We start from the raw sequence: 18,685 nt of genomic DNA, 5'->3' as shown, positions 1-18,685 counted from the left end.
CGGCGCGTGATCGGTGACCGGTCACGACGGCAAAGAAAAGCGGCGCGACGATGCAAAGCAGTCGACGCTCGGACAACACAATCACACAGGGCAGGATTCAAAAATGAAGCGCAGGGATTTCATCAAGGTCACAGGACTGGGCGTCGCCGGTGCCGCCACCGTCGCCGCGCCGGCGATCGCGCAGTCGATGCCGGAGCTGAAATGGCGCCTGACCACGAGCTGGCCGAAGACGCTCGACACGCTGCACGGCGGCGCCGAACTGATGGCCAAGGCGGTCGGCGAGGCCACCGACAACAAATTCCAGATCCAGACCTTTGCCGCCGGCGAGATCGTGCCCGGCCTCCAGGTGCTCGACGCCGTGCAGAACGGAACGGTCGAGATGGGCCACACCGCGCCCTATTATTACTTCGGCAAGGACCCGACCTTCACCTTCGGCTCCTCGGTGCCGTTCGGGCCCAACATGCGGCTCAACCAAGCCTGGTTCATGCTCGGCGGCGGCAAGGAACTGCTCAACGAGTTCTACAAGAGCTACAACGTCACCTCGCTGCTTGCCGGCAACACCGGCTGCCAGATGGGTGGTTGGTTCCGCAAGGAGATCAATAGCGTCGACGATCTCAAGGGTCTGAAATTCCGGATCGGCGGCTTTGCCGGGCGCGTGATGCAGAAGCTCGGTTGCGTGCCGCAGCAGCTCGCCGGCGGCGACATCTATCCGGCGCTCGAGAAGGGCACGATCGACGCAGCGGAATGGGTCGGCCCCTATGATGACGAGAAGCTCGGCTTGTTCAAAGTTGCGCCGAACTACTACTTCCCGGGTTGGTGGGAAGGCGGCCCGATGCTGGTGGCGATGATCAATCTCGACAAGTGGAATGCGCTGCCGAAGCACTATCAGTTCGTGCTCGAACAGGCCGGCCATCTCGCCAACAACTGGATGATGGCGCGTTACGATCAGGCCAATCCGCTCGCGCTGAAGAAGCTGCTCGCGAGCGGCACCAAACTGCGTCCGTTCCCGGCACCCGTGATGGAAGCCTCGTTCAAGGCGGCCAAGGAGCTGCATAACGAGGTGGCGGCGACCAACGCCAACTTCAAGAAGGTCTATGACTCGCTGACGTCGTTCTCCAACAACGGCTATCAGTGGTTCCAGGTGGCCGAAGTTGGCTATGACAATTTCATGGCGCGCCACTCTCAGGCCTGACGGCTCTGCCTTCGACGTGAGCAGGAATCCCGGGACATGGCTCCGGGATTTTTGTTTGGAGTTGGCGAGAGCGTAGCCAAATGAATGCTTTTTTGGCCGGATTCGTGATATCGTTGGCGCGGGAGTGTGAATCAGGACGCCATATGCGTTTCCTCGGTCTTATCCTGCGGACGCTGTTTCTGACCGTTGTGGTGGTGATAACGGCTCGTGTCGCGATGCCGCAAAACGAAACCATTTGGTCGGCCTATGAGACGCCCTCCGATCTGTTTCGCATCATCCTCGGTGCCGCGGTCTGCTTCTTCGTCGCCGTACAGATTTTCAGATATTCCCGCGATCCCGCTGATATGCGCCGCTGGGTCGTCATCGGCGGCGCAGCGGTGCCGTTGGCGCTGATTTGTGCGGTCGTGATCTGGTAGGTGCCGTCGCTGGTGGGCGTCAGCCGGGCTGTGCGGTGGATCTGCGCGGTCAGTCGACGAGTTCGCCTGTCGAGCTGCACCTGAGGCGGTATGTGTCGCCCCGTCTGGGCGGCGATTTCTGCCACGGGATCTCGTGCAGCAGTGTTTTGACAGATTGTGGTCCGCGCGATGGAGTGACCTCCAGGGTCACTTTGACAAGCCAGTATCCCATCGGCGCGTAAGGCAACTCTTCTGAATGCAGAACCCTCACTGCGCAATGATCGGGGTTGGCGGGCGAGGCTTGGGCGTTCGACGGCGCGCCCAAACAAGCGACCGCCAGCAATAGCGCAACACCCAGGCCGGCGCGTTGTATGAGCGTCCTTGCTTCGCAGGGGGCTGGTCCGCGGTACCGGGTGGCTGGCATTCGCACGGCCTCGTTGATCAGAACGGAAACGGCAATGAGCGCACGGGAAGGCGGCTATCGAAGCTCAATCCGGTGCCGGGCCCGGCGCGGTAATGGCCGTTGTAGTGCCCGCCGCCTGGGCAAAAATTCGGATCCTGGCGCTCGGGATCGTCGATGGTCCGGCGATGGCTTCGCTCCCGGTAGAGCGTTTGCCAGCAATGGCAGTTCTGGTCACAGGCGAGCCGAACCCGAACGACGCCTGCGGTGTGTTGCGGCGGCAGCCGTGCGACGTCGACGGGTGCGGCGCAGACCTCCGATGCCGTCATGGCAACGGCCGCAGCGACGACCAACAGACGCGTGGTGCATTTCATATTTGCCTCGTCGAGTCCATCAGCGTGAATCCCGAAAGCCTACTCAATTGCGGAAGCGTGCCGCTATTTCTTTCGCAGCGGCTTTGGCGGCGGTGCAGGGGGTGGCGGCGTTACGCCGCTCTGCGTTGTGCGGACCACCGGGTTCTTCTGGACGGTGGGGCCGCCCAGATTGCTTGGCTTTTTCGGGCCCCCGACCGCGCTTTGCGCGGCGGCGGCTCCCGCCCAGATCGCAACCAGGATTGCCGCTGGGACGAGCAGTTTTTTCATAGGTCGGCTCCTCCGGTTGGTGACCCTGTGCGGCGCTTGTCAGCGGGCAGGGGTCGTGTTTTCGCTGACGCGCTGTGGAGCGGTTGCGGGCACGTCCTCCAGGACACATTTGCGCCAGTCGTTGGATGGGCAGTTCGTCGGCCAACCGCCGCCAAGCGCCATGAAGAGGGCCGCGCTGTCCGAGAGGCGCGTCGCCTGGGCCTGAACGCGGACCACCGCAGCCGTCAGATAGACTTGCTGGGCATTGAGCACGACCACCTGACTGACCTGTCCGAGCGAGAGCTGCTTCTGAATGATGTCGAGGCTGGCCTTCGCAGCGAGCTCGGCCTTGACCGCGGCCTGCAGGGCGCGCGAGTCGGCCTGCAGGCTGCGCAGGGCGTCAGCGACGTTCTGCATCGCGGTGACGACGGCCTGGCGATAGAGCGCGTCCGCCTGGTCCACCGCGGCCTCCGCGGCCTTCTGCTTGTGGTAAAGCGTCAGGCCATCGAACAGCGGCTGGGTCGCACTGGCCGCGATCACGTAGAAGCTGGTGCCCGGCGTGAACAGTTCGGCGAGGCTGAAGCCCGCGGCTCCGGCATTTCCGGTGATCGTGATGTTGGGCAACCGCGCCGCGATCGAGACGCCGACCAGGGCGTTCGCCGAATGCAGCAACGCCTCCGCGGCCCTGACGTCCGGACGCTGGCGTATCATCTTGCTCGGCACGCTCACCGGCAGGTTTGCCGGCAGCGCCAGCCGGTCGAGGGTGAACTTTTGCAGGATTTCGTCCGCGGAGAATTGCCCGGCCAGCGAAGTCAGCAAATCGCGCTGAATGGCGAGCTGCTTTTCCAACGGCGGCAGCAATTGCTCGGACTGGGCCAGCGCGGCCTCCTGCCCCAGCACGTCGACCTGGGCGGCGCCGCCGGCGTTGAACTGGTTCTTCACGATATCCAGGATGCCGCGTTCGATCTTCACGACGCGTTGGATCGCGGCAATCTGGCCGCGAAGCGATGCTTCCTGGATCGCTGCGGTGACGACGTTGGCGGTCAGCGTGAGGTAGGCCGCCTCCAGCTGGAACAATTGCTGCTCGGAGAGCGCGTCGAGGCTCTCGACCTGGCGAATGTTCTGGCCCCAGATATCCGGCACGAAACTGACGTTCAGTTGCGCGGTGTGAAGCGAGAACACCGAAGGAGACTGGCCGCCCGGGCCGGAAGGCGACGCGCCGGAAATCTGCTGTTGGGAGGGCGTGTAGTTTGCGCCGATCTGCGGGAAGAAGAGCCCACGCTGGGCCAGCGCGTTGTACTGCGCGATCTTGATCGACGCTTCGGCCGCTTGCAGCGACGGGTTGTGCTCGACCGACATCTTGATCAACTCGTCGAGCGGCTTCGAGCGAAATGCCGACCACCAGCGCAGGGATACGTCCTCTCCGCTGACGAAATGCTGGCTCGGCACGCTGGGGCCCCCGGCATTCGCGCTGGGGGAAGCGAGCTTCTCCGGGGTGTAGCGATCGACGTCCGGGGCGGGCGGCGGCGTGAAATTCGGGCCGACGGCGCAGCTCGACAGCAGCAGCCCGGCGGCGCCCGCGCCGAGCGCAGGACGCAGCGCGCGCCTCGTGCTGCGCGCGAGTGCGGCCACGATCCTTGCGGCGGTTCCGGACATCAGCCGCCCCCCTCATGCGCCGCACCGGGCGGTGCTTCGGGCGCGCCGTCCTGGCTCGGCACTTCGTCTCTCGCTCCCGACAGGAATATCTTGCGCAAGGCGGGCGCCACGATCAAGAGCAGCAGCGGGCCGATGAACATGCCGCCGACCACCACGGTCGCGAGCGGCCGCTGCACCTGGCTGCCGATGCCGTGCGACAGCGCGGCCGGAAACAGGCCGACGCCGGCGGAGAGCGCGGTCATCAGCATCGGCCGCATCCGCTGCTCGGCGCCGTTGAACACGGCCTCCGCGATGTTCATGCCCGAGGCCCGCAATTCACGGAAATAGGTGATGTTGAGGATGCCGTCCATGACCGCGACGCCGAACAGCGAGATGAAGCCGATCGCGGCCGAGATCGAGAAATCGAGCCCGGCGAGATACAGCGCGATCAGGCCGCCGCCGACCGCAAAGGGAATGCCTGCCAGCGCCAGCAGGCTGTCGCGCAGCGAGTTGAACAGGCTGTAGAGCAGCACGAAGATCAGCAGCAGCGTCACCGGCACCACGATCATCAGCCGCGCCTTGGCGGCTTCGAGGTTGTCGAATTCGCCGGACCAGATCATCCGGTAGCCGGTCGGAAGCTGCACGGCCTCGGCGACGCGCGTCTGCGCCTCCGCCACCGTGCTGCCGAGATCGCGGCCGCGCACGCTGAACTTGATCGGGATATAGCGCTGGCTGCGCTCGCGATAGATGAACGAGGCGCCGGTATCGAGCGAGATGTCGGCGAGCTCGCTCAACGGGATATAGGCATTGGTGCCCGACGGCGTCTGGTAGGCCACCTTGATCTCGCGCACCTCGTCGATGCTCTGGCGGAATTTCGGATCGAGCCGCACCACCACGCCGAACTGCCGGTCGCCCTCGAGCACCGTCGTCGCGCTGGTGCCGCCGAGCGCGGCCTGCACCACGGTGGTGACGTCGCCGGAGTTGAGGCCGTAGCGCGCGGCCTTCTCGCGGTTCACCTTGATGTTGAGGTTGGGTTGCCCGACCAGATGGAAGATGCCGAGATCGGCGATGCCGCGGATCTTGGCCATCTCGTCCGCGGCCTTGGTCGCGAGCTGTTCGAGCACGGCGAGGTTCGGGCCGATGATCTTGACCGAGTTCGCGCCCTTGACGCCCGACAGCGCCTCTTCGACGTTGTCCTGGATGTATTGCGAGAAGTTGAAGGTGACGCCGGGCAGTTCTTCGTCGAACTCCTTCTGCAGCTCCTCGGTCAGCTTCTCCTTCGTCAGGCCCGGCGGCCACTGGTCGAACGGCTTGATCGGTGCGAACAGCTCGACGTTGGAGAAAGCCGAGGCGTCGCTGCCATTGTCGGGGCGACCGTGTTGCGACACCACCGTGATGATCTCGGGGTGACGCAACAGGATTTCGCGCATCTTTCGGGTCGGTTCTGTGCCGGCCTCGAGCGACATGGTCGGCGGCATCGAGGCGCGGATCCAGAAATTGCCTTCCTCGAGCGCGGGCAGGAATTCGCTGCCGAGTCGGCTCGCGGCAAGGCCGCTGATCGCGAGGAAGATGATGCCGGCTGCGACCGCGACCCTCAGATGGGTCAGCGACCAGCGCAGCACGGGTGTGTACGCCCTGCGCAGCGCGCGCACGATGACGGTCTCGGTCTCCTCGATGTGCTTCGGCAGCAGCAGCGAGGCCAGCACCGGCGTCACCGTGAACGTCGCCAGCAGCGCGCCGGCGAGCGCATAGCCGTAGGTGCGTGCCATCGGTCCGAAGATCTGGCCTTCGACGCCCTGCATGGTGAACAGCGGCACGAACGCGGTGACCGTGATGGCCGCGGTGAAGAACACCGCCTTGTCGACTTGCAATGCGCTGACGAAGATCATGCGCAGCCGCTCGGTCCAGCCCGGCGTCGGTCGGCCGTTTCGCGTCGTGGGATCGTCGCCCCAGTAGCCCTCGGCGAGGTTCTGCAGCACACGGAGCCGGTTCTCAGGCGCAGACTGGAAGTTGCGGAAGATGTTCTCCATCATGATGACGGCGGAATCGACGATGATTCCGAAGTCGACGGCGCCGAGCGAGAGCAGATTGGCGTCCTCGCCCTGCAGCACCAGGATGATGATGGCGAAGAACAGCGCGAACGGGATGTTGGCGCTGACAATCAGTGCGCTTCTGAGGTCGCCGAGGAAGATCCACTGGATCACGAACACCAGCAGGCATCCGAACATCAGATTGTGCAGCACCGTATGGGTCGTCACGCTGACCAGCGAGGTGCGATCGTAATAGGGGACCACCTTGACGCCGGGCGGCAGGGTGCCATCGCTGTTGATCTTGGCGACTTCCTCCTCGACTTTCGGCACGATGTCGTTGGTATGCTGCGTGCGTCCCATCACGACGATCGCCGCGGCGACGTCGTCGTCCTTGTCCTTGCCGGCGATGCCGAGCCGCGGCACATAGCCGACCGACACCTTGGCGACGTCCTTGATCTGGATCGGCAGGCCGTTGGATTGCGTCAGGACGACATTCTCGATGTCCGCGACCCTGTAGCCCTTGGTGACGTCGTCATCGCCGCCGGAATTGATCAGGCCGATGCCGCGAATGTTGACGGATTGCTGGCCGATCGCGATCTCGCGGCCGCCGACATTGATGTTGGCGTTGCCGAGCGCGCTGATCAGCTGCGGCACGGTGATGTTGTAGGCTTCGAGCTTGGCCAGATCGGCGTCGACGTTGAATTGCTTGGTGGTGCCGCCCCAGGAATTGATCTGCACCACGCCCGGAAGCGTCATCAGCCGGCGGGCGACGACATAGTCCTGCAAGGTCCGGAGATTGGTCAGCCCGAAATTCGGCGGACCGACCAGCTGGTAGCGATAGATCTCGCCGACCAGGCTCGATTGCTGGATCTGCGGGACCTGATTGCCGGGAAGCTGGACGTTCTGCGTGAGGTTGTTGGTGGCCTGCGAGAGCGCGAAATAATAGTCGACGCCGTATTTGAAGGTGACCCGCACGAACGACAGGCCGTAGAACGAGGTCGATCGGATGTTGACCACGCCCGGCGTCGAGTACAGCCCGACCTCCATCGGGATCGTGTAGTACTTCTCCATTTCCTCGGCGGAGAGGCCGGCGGCTTGTGCCGTGATCTCGAGGATGACGGGTGCCGGATTCGGATAGGCCTCGATGTTCAGCTTGGTGAATGCCGCGAATCCGGCGGCGCAGAACACGGCGAGGCCTAGCACGATCACGGCGCTTCGGGTCAGACCGAACTGGAGGAGGCTCTTGATCAAGATACTGTACTACCCTTGAGCGGGCGAGGGCGCGGCGAGCACCGGCTAACCGGTGGCCGCGTTGGCGAACTTGTTGCTGAGGAAGATCGCGCCGGTGGAAGCGACCTTGTCGCCGGCTTCGAGACCGCCGAGGATTTGTCGCCAGCCGTCCTGCTCCATGCCGATCTTCACCGTACGGCGGTCGAACCTGCGGCCGTCCGTCGTGACCCAAACCGTCATCGTCCCGTCACCCTCGCGCACGATGGCGTCGAGGGGAACGCTGACCGACAGTTTCGGCGGTTCGGTTTCGATGGTGAAGCTCGCCAGCATGCCGGCGCGCAGCTTGTGCTGGGGATCGTCGATCACCGAACGCACCAGCTGACGGTGCGAATTCGGATCGATGTTGAGGCCGAGCGTCGTCACGCGGCCGCGGAACAACTCGTTCGGATAGGCGGGGACCTGGACCTCGACCGGTTGGCCGATGCGGTAGGCGGGGGCATCAGTCTCGATCACATTGGCGACCATCCACATCGTCGAGATGTCGGCCAGCGAATAGGGCGCCGGTGCATTGCCGGGCTGCACGTATAGACCGGGCGCGGCATTGCGCGCGATGATCCGGCCTGAGATCGGGCTCGGCACCACCAGGATGGAATCGACCTTGCGGTCGGCGACGATGCGGTCGATCTCGGCGTCGCTCTTGCCGAAGATGCGCACTGCGTCGCGCCCTGCCTTGTAGTTGCCCTCGGCGGTCTGTTGATCCGATGTCGCCTGGTCGACGTCCTTCTGCGCACCGCCGCCGGTCTTCAACAGCTGCTTGACCCGCGCCAGCGTCCTGGTCTGCAGTTCGAGCACGCCGGCCGCGGCGAGCAGCGACGACTCCGCCTGCAGCAGATCGGGGCTGTCGATCGTGAACAGCCGGTCGCCCTTCGCGACCTCGTCGCCGACGTTGAGCGGCGTATCGACGATCCTGCCGGGATTCGGCGTGAAGGCCTGCACCAACATGTTCTGGTTGAAGTCGATCGAGCCGACCGCGTTCTTCAGGGTCCGAAACGAGCGCTGATCGGCGGCCGTGATCTTCATCGAGGCCGCTTGCTTGTCGCTCAAGGCAACGTATTGCTGCTCGACGTTGACGTCCTGCGGTGCGGTCTCCTGCGCGGCTTTCGCGCTCACGACGCCGTCGGTGCGCGTCACGAACCAGGCGCCGGCGATCACCATCGCCAGCATCGGCATCGCCGCAAAGCCCATATACTTCACTCGAAATGACATCGCCCGCCTGGCCAATTCTGCTTGAAAATCTCGCGCGAGAGACGAGGTCTTGCCGCATGTTGGGCCTTCGTCGATCTCTCGGAGAGAACGGGGAAAACTGTTATCAGGGCTAGCTGACGCCAGCCTTACATTTGCCGTGTTCAATGACCCGCCCGGTCGTCGAATTTGATTGCGGTGGGTGCCGGTTTATCTATTTTGCGTGGGGATCGGAGCGGTCGCAGATAGCCAAAACATAGCGCTATGAGCGGCACTCCAGGCGGTGTGCTCAAATGCGTGTCGTTTGCATATCGCGCTTGCCCAACGCGTGGTCTGTTGCGGAGTTTGTTGCCTCGCTGGCGTATCGCGACAGGGTGTGCAAACAGAAGACCGATGGAATGAAGACAGGATTGCTGCGATGCGCCTTCTGATCGTCGAGGACAACGTCGAACTCTCGAGACTGCTCGCCAGCGGGCTGATGGCGGCGGGATATGAGTCCGACATCGTCAACAGCGTTGCCGAGGCGCGTGATGCGCTGCGCAGCGTCAGCTATGCTGCCATGATCCTCGATCTCAGCCTGCCCGACGGCGATGGCCTGTCGGTGCTGTCGGAGCTTCGTCGCCGAAACGATCCGCTGCCGGTGCTGGTGCTGACCGCGCGCAACGGGTTGCAGGACCGCGTCAACGGCCTGCGCAGCGGCGCCGACGACTATCTGGCGAAGCCGTTCGCGCTGGAAGAACTGGTGGCGCGGCTCGAAGCCATCCTGCGCCGGCCCGGCCAGCTGCTCGGCTCCTCGCTGAAGCTCGCCAATCTCATCTACGACACCGAGAGCAAGCAGGTGTTCGTCGATGGCGCGCCGCACGTATTCTCCGCGCGCGAGACGTCGGTGCTGGAGATCCTGTTGCGGCGGCAGGGGCGGGTGGTGCCGAAGAAAAACGTCGAGGATCACATCTTCGGCCTGTCGGGCGAGGTCGCCTCCAACGCGGTCGAGGTCTACGTGTCGCGCCTGCGCAAGCTGCTCGCCGAGCACCGTGCCAAGATCATCATCCACACCATTCGCGGCGTGGGCTATCTGATGGCGGAGGAGAAGTAGGCGTGTTCCGCTTCGCGTCGCTGACCTCGCGGATCGTGTTCCTGCACATCGTGGCGGTCGCGGTTGCCGCGATCTTTCTGCCGTTGCTGCTGTTGTGGTTGCTGAATTCCGAGATCAACCATCTGCATCGCGAGGCGATGCGCGATCAGGCCGCCGATCTCGGCCAGAACCTCACGGTCGATTCGACGGGCCAGGTCCAGCTCAACCTGCCGGACAGCCTGAGGGGGCTCTACTCGGACGCCTATGGCCGTTACCGCTACGACATCTACGATGTGGACGATCATCTGCTGTTTTCGTCGCATCGTGGGCCGCCGCGGTTGCCGGTTGCGGCCGACCGGATTTCCGGTGCGAGCGCCACCAAGCTGCTCGGCGGACAGACGCTGCGCATCCAGGTCGCCGAGGATCTGTCGCATCGCGACGTCATCATCGACGACATCGTCTCCAACTTCTTCCGTCGGGTCGGCTGGATCACCATCCCGATCCTGTTGATCCTGCTTGCGACCGACATCCTGATCTTCCGCCGTGCGGTCGTGCCGCTGCTGCGGGCCTCGGAGGAGGCCAGGAGCATCGGACCTGCCAGAACCGATATCCGCCTTCCGACGGAGGGGATTCCGAGCGAGATCCTGCCGCTGGTGACCGCCGTCAACCAGGCCTTCGACCGTCTGGAGGAAGGGTTTCACGTGCAGCGCCAGTTCACGGCCGATGCCGCCCATCAGCTGCGCACACCGCTCGCGATCCTGAGGACCCGGATCGAGACGCTGGATGCGGCAAAGGGGACCAAGGAGCTGCATGCCGACATCGAAAGCATGAGCCGCATCGTCAGCCAACTCCTGGAGATCGCCGAGCTCGATACGCTGGTGCTGGATCCCGGCGAGACCGCCGACCTGCGTGCGGTCTGTGCCGAGGTGGTCGGCTCGATCGCGCCTTACGCGCTGGCGCAGCACAAGGACATCGCGCTGCGCGGCGCCGACGGTCCGGTGCAGGTCAAGGGCAATGCCGAGATGCTGCAACGCGCGATCTTCAATCTGGCGGAGAACGCCATCAAGTACACCGCAGACAAGACCTCGGTCGATGTCGAGGTGCACGCGGACGGTTCGGTACAGGTGCGCGACTGCGGGCCAGGGATTGCGCCCGCCGAGCAGGGCCTGATCTTCCAGCGCTTCTGGCGCGGCGACCGCCTGCGCCATCGGACCGATGGCGCAGGGCTCGGGCTCTCGATCGTGCGCGGCGTGGTCGATGATCACGATGCGACGGTCAGGGTGGAGAACCTGGCGTCCGGCGGTGCCCAGTTCACGCTGAGCTTCCGCCTCGCCAAGACACAGCCGGCGTCCGCCTGAGAGCCTTGCGATCCCGTGCTGCGGGCCTATTTCACTTTGCCGTCGGACAGGTCCATGACCATGCGCGTGGTCAGATACAGTCGCGGCACGATGCTGTTGAGCTGCACATATTCGGCATCGTTGGAGTGCGCGCCGAAGCCGGAGAGGCCCATGCCTTCGACCACGGCTCCCTTGGTCTTGAGAGCGGCAAAGGCGGCATCGGTGCCGCCGCCGGTGGCCCTCTCGGCCACGTTCAGCGGCATGCCCAGTTCCTGGTAGATCGTCTTGCCGTGGCCGGCGACGCGACGCGAGGCGTCGGTGGCCTCGAGCGGCGGGCGGCGTATCTCGAACTTCACCTCGACCTTGGAGTCGGGCAGCAGGCGGGTCTTGATCTTGTCCTGCAGCGCCGTCTCGAGCTCGTCGAAGTCGGACACCTTGAGCGCACGCGCGTCGGCCTGGGCGGTGGCTTCGGCGGGGATCACGTTGCGGTTGGTGCCGGACTTCGACACCGTCCAGTTCAGCTTCAGGCCCTGTTCGGGCTTCGACAGGTCCTTCATCTGCAGGACCTGGTGCGACAGCTCATAGAGCGCATTCACACCGCCTTCAGGCCGTGCGCCCGCATGCGACGACTTGCCGTGCACCGTGAGGTAGGCCGAGCCGATGCCGCTGGTGGCGAGGCGGAGCGTGCCGCTGGCGTCGCTGCCTTCGAACGAGAACACGGCATCCTGCTCGGCGGCGAGGCGGGTGATGGTTGAGCGCCAGCCGGGCGAAGAGATCTCCTCGTCGCCGTTGATCAGCACCGTGAGCGTGCCATAGTCCTTGAAGTTGAGCTTCTGCAGCAGCGCCACGCTGTGGAGGATGGTGGCGATGCCCTGCTTGTCGTCGGCGATGCCGAGGCCGTAGGCCTTGTCGCCATCGACGCGGAAGGGTTGGTCCTTCAGCATGCCCTTGAGATACACCGTGTCCATATGCGCGATCAGCATGATCTTGGCGCTGCCGGTGCCCTTGAAGACCGCCTGCACGGCCGGGCCGATCTTCTCCGGCGTATCGTCCAGGCGATAGATGTCGGTCGTTTGCAGGATATCCACGGTGCCGCCGAGCTGCTTGAGCTGGCCGGCGATACGCGTGGCGATCTGGTTGAGGCCCTCGATGTCCTTGCTGCCGGATTCGATCTGCACGAGGTCGCGCAGGGTGTCGAGCAGCGGCTGCTGCTCCTGCTGTGCCAGCGCGCGAAGGTCGGCTGCCGGCTCCGCATGCGCCACGGCAGCGGCAAACACCATGCCGAGCGATACGGCGAGCGGGCGAACGAACGAGCGGGCGGGATGCGGTTGGGGCATGAGCAGCGGTCTGTGAGTTGGAGGACGATCCCTATCCCCTTCACAGGACTCGACGCCGCCGTCAACGGTTCCAGCGTGCCCCGCTTGCGCAAGGCACGCCGAAGCAACTGACGCCGGCTATTGCTTCGGTTGCCCGAAATCGAGCGGCGGCAGATCGATCTGCGGCACCTCGATCTTGACCTTGTTGAGGTCGACGTCGAGCGGCTTGTCGAGCAGTCCGGTGACGACGACGGGGAATGCGATCACCAGCGCCACCATGATCGCCTGCAGCCCGATCCAGGGCATCGCGCCCCAGTAGATGTCGGAGCTCTTCACTTCCTTCGGCGCCACGCCGCGCAGATAGAACAGCGCGAAGCCGAACGGCGGATGCAGGAACGAGGTCTGCATGTTGACGCAGAGCATCACGCCGAACCAGATCAGCGCCGCGTCGGGACCGACCACCGGCGCCAGCACCTTCTGCGCGATCGGCGCGATCATCGGCAGGATGATGAAGGCGATCTCGAAGAAATCGAGGAAGAACGCCAGGAAGAAGATGAAGAGGTTGATGAAGATCAGGAAGCCCCAGACGCCGCCCGGCAGCGAGGTCAGGTGGTGCTCCAGCCAGGTGCCGCCGGACACGCCGAGGAACACCACCGAGAAGCAGGTCGAGCCGATCAGGATGAAGGTGACCATGCAGGTGATGCGCATGGTGGTCTCGTAGCCCTGCTTGATCAGGTCGCGCAGGTCCGGGATCCTTACGGCCTCGAGGCAGATCCAGACCACCGCGACATAGGTGATCGCGAAGGCGAGCTTGAAGATCAGGTTCTCGGTGTAGAGCATCGCGATAATGGTGCCGATGCCGCCGGCGATCACGCCTGCGATCAGCATCTTGCGCCCGGTAGCGCTGAAGTCCTTGTGGTGGATGGCGGCGAGCACGATGGCGCCGACCGCGCCCATGGCGCCGGCTTCCGTCGGGGTCGCAAGGCCCATCATCATGGTGCCGAGCACGACGAAGATCAGCACTGCGGACGGGATGATGCCGAGCAGGCACTTCTTCCACAGCGCCCAGCCGGTCAGCGTGCGCGCCTCGATCGGCACCGCCGGCACATGGCTCGGCTTGAAGACGCCGAGCAGGAAGGTGTAGCCGGCGAACAGCAGGATCTGGAACACCGACGGGCCCCAGGCGCCGAGATACATGTCGCCGACCGACTTGCCGAGCTGGTCGGCGAGCACGATCAGGACGAGAGAGGGAGGGACAAGTTGCGTGATGGTGCCGGAAGCGGCGAGCACGCCGGTGATGTAGCGGATGTTGTAGCCGTAGCGGATCATCACCGGCATCGAGATCAGCGCCATCGCGATCACCTGTGCCGCCACCGTGCCGGTGATGGCGCCGAGGATGAAGCCGACGATGATCACGGAATAGCCGAGGCCGCCGCGGATCGGGCCGAACAGCTGGCCCATCGAATCCAGCATGTCCTCGGCGAGTCCGCATCGCTCCAATATCGCGCCCATGAAGGTGAAGAACGGGATCGCGAGCAGGAGCTCGTTGGACAGCACGCTGCCGAAGATGCGGCCCGGGATCGCCTGCAGGAAGTTGAGATCGAAGAAGCCGAGATAGATCGAGAGGAACCCGAACGACAGACCGACCGCGGCGAGCGTGAACGCCACCGGATAGCCGATCAGCATCGCAATGATCAGGCCGCCGAACATCAGCGGCGGCATCATCTCCAGCGTGATCATTGCGTCGGCCTCTCATACTTCGCGTCGATGGTCACATAGCCCTGCAGCGCGGCGATCCGCTTGATCACCTCTGAGACGCCTTGCAACGCAAGCATCACGAAGCCGGACGGGATAACGAACTTGATCGGCCAGCGCAGCAGGCCGCCGGCATTGCCGCTCATCTCGCCGACCGCATAGGCCTGGTAGAAGAACGGCCAGGACAGATAGGCGAGCAAGAGGCAGGCCGGGATCAGGAAGAACAGGGTGCCGATCATGTCGAGCCAGAGCTGGCCGCGCTCAGACAGCATCAGGTAGAGGATCTCGACGCGGACGTGCTCGTTGCGCTTGAAGGTGTAGGAGGCGCCGAACATCACGAGGATCGCGAACATGTACCACTGCGCCTCGAGCCAGCCGTTCGAGGAGTAGCTGAAAGCGTAGCGGATCATGGCATTGCCGGCGCTGACCAGGCAGGCGATCAGCACGAGCAGATTGCAGACGTAGCCGATCTTCTCGTTCAGTCGGTCGATGGCCGTACTGAGTGCCAACAATGGGCGCATCAAGATCTCCGTGGCCGCGCCACCGGCGCGCCGAATATTTCAAGCATCATCTGGCCGCCGCGCACATGCGCACGGAGCCACGGCTCACCTTCAGGAGCAGTTGCAAACGTTCATCCTCCCCCGAAATCCGCTTCCGCCGTTCTTGGCTGCCGGATCGTCGGCGGGAGCCGACGGGAGGCAACGGCCTATCCGGCCAGACTAGCGTGAAAGCTGAGGCACCAAATCAGCGCCGTGTAGCGCCGTCAATCGGAAAATGGGCAAATTGACGGCGCGGCAAACCGTTGTCCCGCCTTGGTAAAACGGGAGCGGCAAAGGTGCCCGGGAAGCTACGGAGTCTAGCCGCCGGTGACGCTCATGTGGCGGCTGACGCTCGGGCGGTTGTGGCGGCGGTCGATGATGAAATCGTGCCCCTTCGGCTTCAGCCCGATGGCGCGGTCGATCGCCGCAGAGAGCAGGTCGTTGTTGTCGGAGGCGCGCAGCGGCCGGCGCAGGTCGGAAGCGTCCTCGTGGCCGAGGCAGGTGTGCAGCGTGCCGGTGCAGGTGATCCGCACCCGGTTGCAGGACTCGCAGAAATTGTGAGTCATCGGCGTGATGAAGCCGAGCTTGCCGCCGGTCTCGGCGACCCGGACATAGCGGGCAGGGCCGCCGGTGTCGTCGGCGAGATCGGTCAGCGTGTAGTGCTTCTCGAGCCGCGCGCGCAGCAGCGACAGCGGCACGTACTGATCGATCCGGCCTTCGCCGATATCGCCCATCGGCATCACCTCGATCAAGGTGAGGCCCATGCCCTTGCCGTGCGCCCATTCCATCAGCGCGGGGATCTCGTCCTCGTTCATGTTCTTCAGCGCGACTGCGTTGATCTTGACCGCGAGCCCGGCCGACCGCGCCGCCTCAATGCCCGACAACACCTTGTCGATATCACCCCAGCGGGTGATGGCCCGGAACTTGGCCGGGTCCAGCGTGTCGAGCGAGACGTTGACCCGGCGCACGCCGCAATCGGCCAGCTCCTGGGCGAAGCGGGCGAGCTGCGAGCCGTTGGTGGTCAGCGTCAATTCGTCGAGCGCGCCGGTGGTCAGATGCCGCGACAGCGAGCGCACCAGGCCCATGACGTTGCGGCGGACCAGCGGCTCGCCGCCGGTGAGGCGGATCTTGCGCACGCCCTTCGCGACAAAGGCCGAGCAGAGCCGGTCGAGCTCTTCGAGGGTCAGCAGGTCGGCCTTGGGCAGGAACGTCATGTCCTCCGACATGCAGTAGAAGCAGCGCAGGTCGCAGCGGTCGGTGACGGAGACGCGCAGATAACGGATGGTCCGGCCGAACGGGTCGGTCATCGGACGAAACAGCGTGTCGGAATGCGCTTGCGTTGAGACGTTCATTCAACCCGGCCTTCAGCCAATGTGCTGCAACCAAAGTGCTGCAACCAGTTCCCTGCGCGCCGCGTCGTGATCGGCTGCGGCACGCACAATCTATGCATGTTGGCAGGTTGTCACAATGCGTCCCTAGGGATGATGCATGGGATGATCAGCAACATGCAACGTCAATCGCAATGCGATAGGTGAGCCATATCGCGTGATGCATGATCGCAATCGCCGATGTGTCTCCACCAGAACCAAAAACCCGGCTTTGCGGCCGGGTTCTTGTGCAGTGCAAATCTGGCGCGGACCTAGCGCGTCGGCGCTGGCGCTGGCGCTGCGGCCGGCGGCGCCGCGGCCGGGGCGGGGAACGCGGCGTCCGGAGCAGCAGCAGGAGCCGCAGCGGCAGCCGGCTTCGGCTTCTTCTTTTTGGGCCGCATCGCCTTGTGCGCGCGCGGCGGCGGGCCGGCGGGTTGCAGTTCGGCGAACACCGGGCTCGGATCGAGCGTAGTGGTGGCCGGGCTCGCGAAGTCGCCCGGCGTGCGGGTTACGGTCACCGGCACCGTCGCCGGCTGGAACTTCGGCATGTTGAAGGTGACGGTGAAGTTGGTTTCCGGCGTCGGGACCGACACCGAGCAGGGCGTCTTGCAGCCCGGTCCGAGCGAGGTCACGGCATCGGCGCCCTGCGGCGCAGAGTCCAGTTGCACCTGCATCGGCGGCGGCGCCGACTTGAACGAATCCAATGAGAAGGACGAGCAGCCCGCCAGGCTCAGCCCGGCGGCCGCAATCACGATGATACGATGCATGATCCACACTCTACTGCGGCAATCAGCCACAATCCCCGCGCCGACCATAGGAGCGTCGGAACAGAGGCGCAACAGGGGTAGGCCCGCTCGCTAAAGGATGGTTAACAGCAAAATCGCATAGCAAAATATTGCCAAGCGATATCAGTATGTTGCCTAAAGCTTATGCCGCGATCAGGGCGGCGACGGCGTCCGGCAGATCGCGCATATGGCTGATCAGCCGGTCCGGCTTCAGCTCGGTCATCGGGACGTCGGTATAGCCGAAATCGACACCGATCACCGGGACGCTGGCACGCCGGGCGACGCCGACATCGGGGCCGGCATCGCCGACCATGATGGCGCCGGGCAGGCGGCCGCCGGCGCGGGCGACCGTCTCGCGCAGGAACGCCGGGTCGGGCTTGGCGACGCCGAACGTGTCCTGGCCGCAGATCGCGGCAAAGCGCGGCGTCAGGCCGAGCCGGTCGAGCAAGAGCTTGGACAGCCACTCCAGCTTGTTGGTGCACACCGCAAAGCGATGGCCCTTGGCGGCGAGCTGGTCGAGCGCGGCTTCGAGCCCGTCGAACGGGCGCGAGCCGTCGGCGATGTGCTCGGCATAGAAATCGACGAAATCCTTGGTCAGGCGGTCGAGATCGCCGACGCTGACCGTGCGGCCGTCCACCTCGAGCCCCCGTTCCAGCAGCTTGCGCGCACCGGCGCCGATCATGTTGCGGGCCGCCGCCAGCGGCACCGGCGCCAGGCCCTCGCGGTCGAGCACGTAATTCAGCGCGCTGATCAGGTCGGGCGCGGTATCGACCAGCGTGCCGTCGAGATCGAACACAATGATGGGGGGAGAGGAGGCGGACATCTGCTTCTGGCTATCGGGCAGCGCGGCACGATGCAAGCGAAGATGCTAGGGTTTGGCAAAAAAGGGAGGCTGTGGTGCGGGAACTTGCCGGAAAGGCTGCTTTTGTCACGGGTGGGGCCAGTGGAATCGGACTGGCCATGGCAACCGCCTTCGCCCGCGAGGGCATGAAGGTGATGCTCGCCGACATCGAAACCGGCGCTCTCGACAAGGCTGTCGACGCGCTGCGCGCCAGCGGCGCGGATGTCCGTGGCGTGGTCTGCAACGTTGCCGATCCCGCAAGCGTCGACCACGCAGCGAAGGCATCGTTCGACGCGTTCAACAAGGTTCATGTCGTCTGCAACAATGCCGGCGTCGCCGGCGGTGGTGGCATCGACCAGATCTCGGTCGACGACTGGCGCTGGGTGATCGACGTCAATCTGATGGGCGTCGTGCACGGCATCAGGAGCTTCCTGCCGCATATCCGCGCGCACCATGAGGGCGGCCATATCGTCAACACGGCGTCGATGGCCGGGATGAATGCCGGGCTTGGCCTGAGCCCGTATTCGGCGACCAAGTTCGCCGTCGTCAGCCTGTCCGAAGGGCTGGCCATGCAACTCAAGCCGCTCGGGATCGGCGTCAGCGTGCTCTGTCCGAGCTATGTGCGGACCCGGATCGGCGAGAGCGGGCGCAACCGCCCCGAGCAGTACGGCCCGAGGCGTCAGCTCGATCCGGCCAGCCCGATGGCCGCTATCGTCGCCGAGATTGCGCGTCGCCTGGAGGCCGGTCTCGATCCGGCGACGGTTGCGGCGCAGGTGCTGGCCGCGATCCGCGACGACCAGTTCTACATTTTCACCCATCCCGGCATGCGGGCCGAGGTCGAGGACCGCTTTTCGGCGATTTTGGCCGCGATGGACGCCGTTTCGGCCTAAAGACCGGTCCGGTTGGCGCTATTCCTGCCGGTGAATCGA

General features: G+C 64.6%; 16 protein-coding genes. 5 read left to right on the top strand and 11 right to left on the bottom strand.

Going from position 1 to position 18,685, the window contains the following annotated elements; translation table 11 throughout:
* Positions 1-103: 103 nt before the first annotated feature.
* Together JQ616_RS34325 and JQ616_RS34320 are read left to right on the top strand one after the other, a co-directional pair.
* A complete protein-coding gene (locus tag JQ616_RS34325) occupies positions 104-1,192 on the top strand; it encodes a TRAP transporter substrate-binding protein (RefSeq protein ID WP_212022594.1) in 1,089 nt (362 codons plus the stop codon).
* A gap of 80 nt (positions 1,193-1,272) precedes the next feature.
* Entirely contained in the window at positions 1,273-1,608 is a 336-nt protein-coding gene (locus tag JQ616_RS34320) for a hypothetical protein (protein WP_212022593.1), read from the top strand.
* A 420-nt stretch (positions 1,609-2,028) separates the two neighbouring features.
* On the opposite strand, the gene JQ616_RS34315 is transcribed toward JQ616_RS34320, so the two are convergent.
* The 5 genes from JQ616_RS34315 to JQ616_RS34295 all read right to left on the bottom strand — a co-directional run bounded on the left by JQ616_RS34315 (position 2,029) and on the right by JQ616_RS34295 (position 8,768).
* Positions 2,029-2,361: a hypothetical protein gene (locus tag JQ616_RS34315; protein WP_212022592.1), complete on the bottom strand. Its 333-nt coding sequence runs from the start codon at positions 2,359-2,361 to the stop codon at positions 2,029-2,031.
* 63 nt (positions 2,362-2,424) lie between these two features.
* Positions 2,425-2,628 carry a hypothetical protein gene (locus JQ616_RS34310; protein WP_212022591.1) on the bottom strand — a complete coding sequence of 68 codons (204 nt, stop codon included), beginning with the start codon at positions 2,626-2,628 and terminating at the stop codon, positions 2,425-2,427.
* 39 nt (positions 2,629-2,667) lie between these two features.
* Positions 2,668-4,263: an efflux transporter outer membrane subunit gene (locus JQ616_RS34305; RefSeq protein ID WP_212022590.1), complete on the bottom strand. Its 1,596-nt coding sequence runs from the start codon at positions 4,261-4,263 to the stop codon at positions 2,668-2,670.
* Positions 4,263-7,523 carry an efflux RND transporter permease subunit gene (locus JQ616_RS34300; RefSeq protein ID WP_212022589.1) on the bottom strand — a complete coding sequence of 1,087 codons (3,261 nt, stop codon included), beginning with the start codon at positions 7,521-7,523 and terminating at the stop codon, positions 4,263-4,265. Before JQ616_RS34300 ends, JQ616_RS34305 begins: the two co-directional genes overlap by 1 nt.
* A 45-nt stretch (positions 7,524-7,568) precedes the next feature.
* Positions 7,569-8,768, bottom strand: coding sequence for an efflux RND transporter periplasmic adaptor subunit (locus JQ616_RS34295; RefSeq protein WP_249137639.1), 1,200 nt, complete (start codon positions 8,766-8,768; stop codon positions 7,569-7,571).
* 394 nt (positions 8,769-9,162) lie between these two features.
* Here JQ616_RS34295 and JQ616_RS34290 point away from each other — a divergent pair, with 394 nt between their 5' ends.
* The gene (locus tag JQ616_RS34290) at positions 9,163-9,837 is read left to right on the top strand and encodes a response regulator transcription factor (protein WP_212022588.1); all 675 of its coding nucleotides are present in this window, start codon (positions 9,163-9,165) and stop codon (positions 9,835-9,837) included.
* A 2-nt stretch (positions 9,838-9,839) separates the two neighbouring features.
* Entirely contained in the window at positions 9,840-11,174 is a 1,335-nt protein-coding gene (locus JQ616_RS34285; RefSeq protein ID WP_212022587.1) for a sensor histidine kinase, read from the top strand.
* A gap of 26 nt (positions 11,175-11,200) precedes the next feature.
* Here the strand turns inward: JQ616_RS34285 and JQ616_RS34280 are convergent, their stop codons facing one another.
* The 6 genes from JQ616_RS34280 to JQ616_RS34255 form a co-directional block, all read right to left on the bottom strand.
* On the bottom strand, positions 11,201-12,490 hold the full coding sequence (locus JQ616_RS34280; RefSeq protein ID WP_212022586.1) for a M20/M25/M40 family metallo-hydrolase: 1,290 nt from the start codon (positions 12,488-12,490) through the stop codon (positions 11,201-11,203).
* A gap of 117 nt (positions 12,491-12,607) precedes the next feature.
* The gene (locus JQ616_RS34275) at positions 12,608-14,209 is read right to left on the bottom strand and encodes a TRAP transporter large permease (protein WP_212022585.1); all 1,602 of its coding nucleotides are present in this window, start codon (positions 14,207-14,209) and stop codon (positions 12,608-12,610) included.
* Positions 14,206-14,745, bottom strand: a complete 540-nt coding sequence (locus JQ616_RS34270) for a TRAP transporter small permease subunit (RefSeq protein WP_212022584.1) — start codon at positions 14,743-14,745, stop codon at positions 14,206-14,208. The genes JQ616_RS34275 and JQ616_RS34270 overlap by 4 nt, the downstream gene beginning before the upstream one ends.
* A gap of 335 nt (positions 14,746-15,080) precedes the next feature.
* The gene (gene moaA / locus JQ616_RS34265; RefSeq protein ID WP_212022583.1) at positions 15,081-16,115 is read right to left on the bottom strand and encodes a GTP 3',8-cyclase MoaA; all 1,035 of its coding nucleotides are present in this window, start codon (positions 16,113-16,115) and stop codon (positions 15,081-15,083) included.
* Positions 16,116-16,402: 287 nt separating this feature from the next.
* Positions 16,403-16,897 carry a hypothetical protein gene (locus JQ616_RS34260; protein WP_212022582.1) on the bottom strand — a complete coding sequence of 165 codons (495 nt, stop codon included), beginning with the start codon at positions 16,895-16,897 and terminating at the stop codon, positions 16,403-16,405.
* 160 nt (positions 16,898-17,057) lie between these two features.
* The gene (locus JQ616_RS34255) at positions 17,058-17,738 is read right to left on the bottom strand and encodes an HAD hydrolase-like protein (RefSeq protein ID WP_212022581.1); all 681 of its coding nucleotides are present in this window, start codon (positions 17,736-17,738) and stop codon (positions 17,058-17,060) included.
* A 137-nt stretch (positions 17,739-17,875) separates the two neighbouring features.
* Between JQ616_RS34255 and JQ616_RS34250 the strand changes: the two genes are divergently transcribed.
* Positions 17,876-18,646: an SDR family NAD(P)-dependent oxidoreductase gene (locus tag JQ616_RS34250; protein ID WP_249137637.1), complete on the top strand. Its 771-nt coding sequence runs from the start codon at positions 17,876-17,878 to the stop codon at positions 18,644-18,646.
* Positions 18,647-18,685 lie beyond the last annotated feature (39 nt).

It is taken from the genome of Bradyrhizobium tropiciagri, from assembly GCF_018130545.1.
In the GTDB taxonomy this organism is placed as follows: domain Bacteria; phylum Pseudomonadota; class Alphaproteobacteria; order Rhizobiales; family Xanthobacteraceae; genus Bradyrhizobium; species Bradyrhizobium tropiciagri_A.
This window is presented reverse-complemented; position numbering and strand designations above follow the sequence as displayed.

Bases quoted from the DNA above. Each gene is read 5' to 3' on its own strand.
- JQ616_RS34325 (WP_212022594.1), top strand. From the start codon at position 104: ATGAAGCGCAGGGATTTCATCAAGGTCACAGGACTGGGCGTCGCCGGT.
- JQ616_RS34320 (WP_212022593.1), top strand. From the start codon at position 1,273: ATGAATGCTTTTTTGGCCGGATTCGTGATATCGTTGGCGCGGGAGTGT.
- JQ616_RS34315 (WP_212022592.1), bottom strand. From the start codon at position 2,361: ATGAAATGCACCACGCGTCTGTTGGTCGTCGCTGCGGCCGTTGCCATG.
- JQ616_RS34310 (WP_212022591.1), bottom strand. From the start codon at position 2,628: ATGAAAAAACTGCTCGTCCCAGCGGCAATCCTGGTTGCGATCTGGGCG.
- JQ616_RS34305 (WP_212022590.1), bottom strand. From the start codon at position 4,263: ATGTCCGGAACCGCCGCAAGGATCGTGGCCGCACTCGCGCGCAGCACG.
- JQ616_RS34295 (WP_249137639.1), bottom strand. From the start codon at position 8,768: ATGTCATTTCGAGTGAAGTATATGGGCTTTGCGGCGATGCCGATGCTG.
- JQ616_RS34290 (WP_212022588.1), top strand. From the start codon at position 9,163: ATGCGCCTTCTGATCGTCGAGGACAACGTCGAACTCTCGAGACTGCTC.
- JQ616_RS34280 (WP_212022586.1), bottom strand. From the start codon at position 12,490: ATGCCCCAACCGCATCCCGCCCGCTCGTTCGTTCGCCCGCTCGCCGTA.
- JQ616_RS34275 (WP_212022585.1), bottom strand. From the start codon at position 14,209: ATGATCACGCTGGAGATGATGCCGCCGCTGATGTTCGGCGGCCTGATC.
- JQ616_RS34270 (WP_212022584.1), bottom strand. From the start codon at position 14,745: ATGCGCCCATTGTTGGCACTCAGTACGGCCATCGACCGACTGAACGAG.
- moaA (WP_212022583.1), bottom strand. From the start codon at position 16,115: ATGAACGTCTCAACGCAAGCGCATTCCGACACGCTGTTTCGTCCGATG.
- JQ616_RS34260 (WP_212022582.1), bottom strand. From the start codon at position 16,897: ATGCATCGTATCATCGTGATTGCGGCCGCCGGGCTGAGCCTGGCGGGC.
- JQ616_RS34255 (WP_212022581.1), bottom strand. From the start codon at position 17,738: ATGTCCGCCTCCTCTCCCCCCATCATTGTGTTCGATCTCGACGGCACG.
- JQ616_RS34250 (WP_249137637.1), top strand. From the start codon at position 17,876: ATGGCAACCGCCTTCGCCCGCGAGGGCATGAAGGTGATGCTCGCCGAC.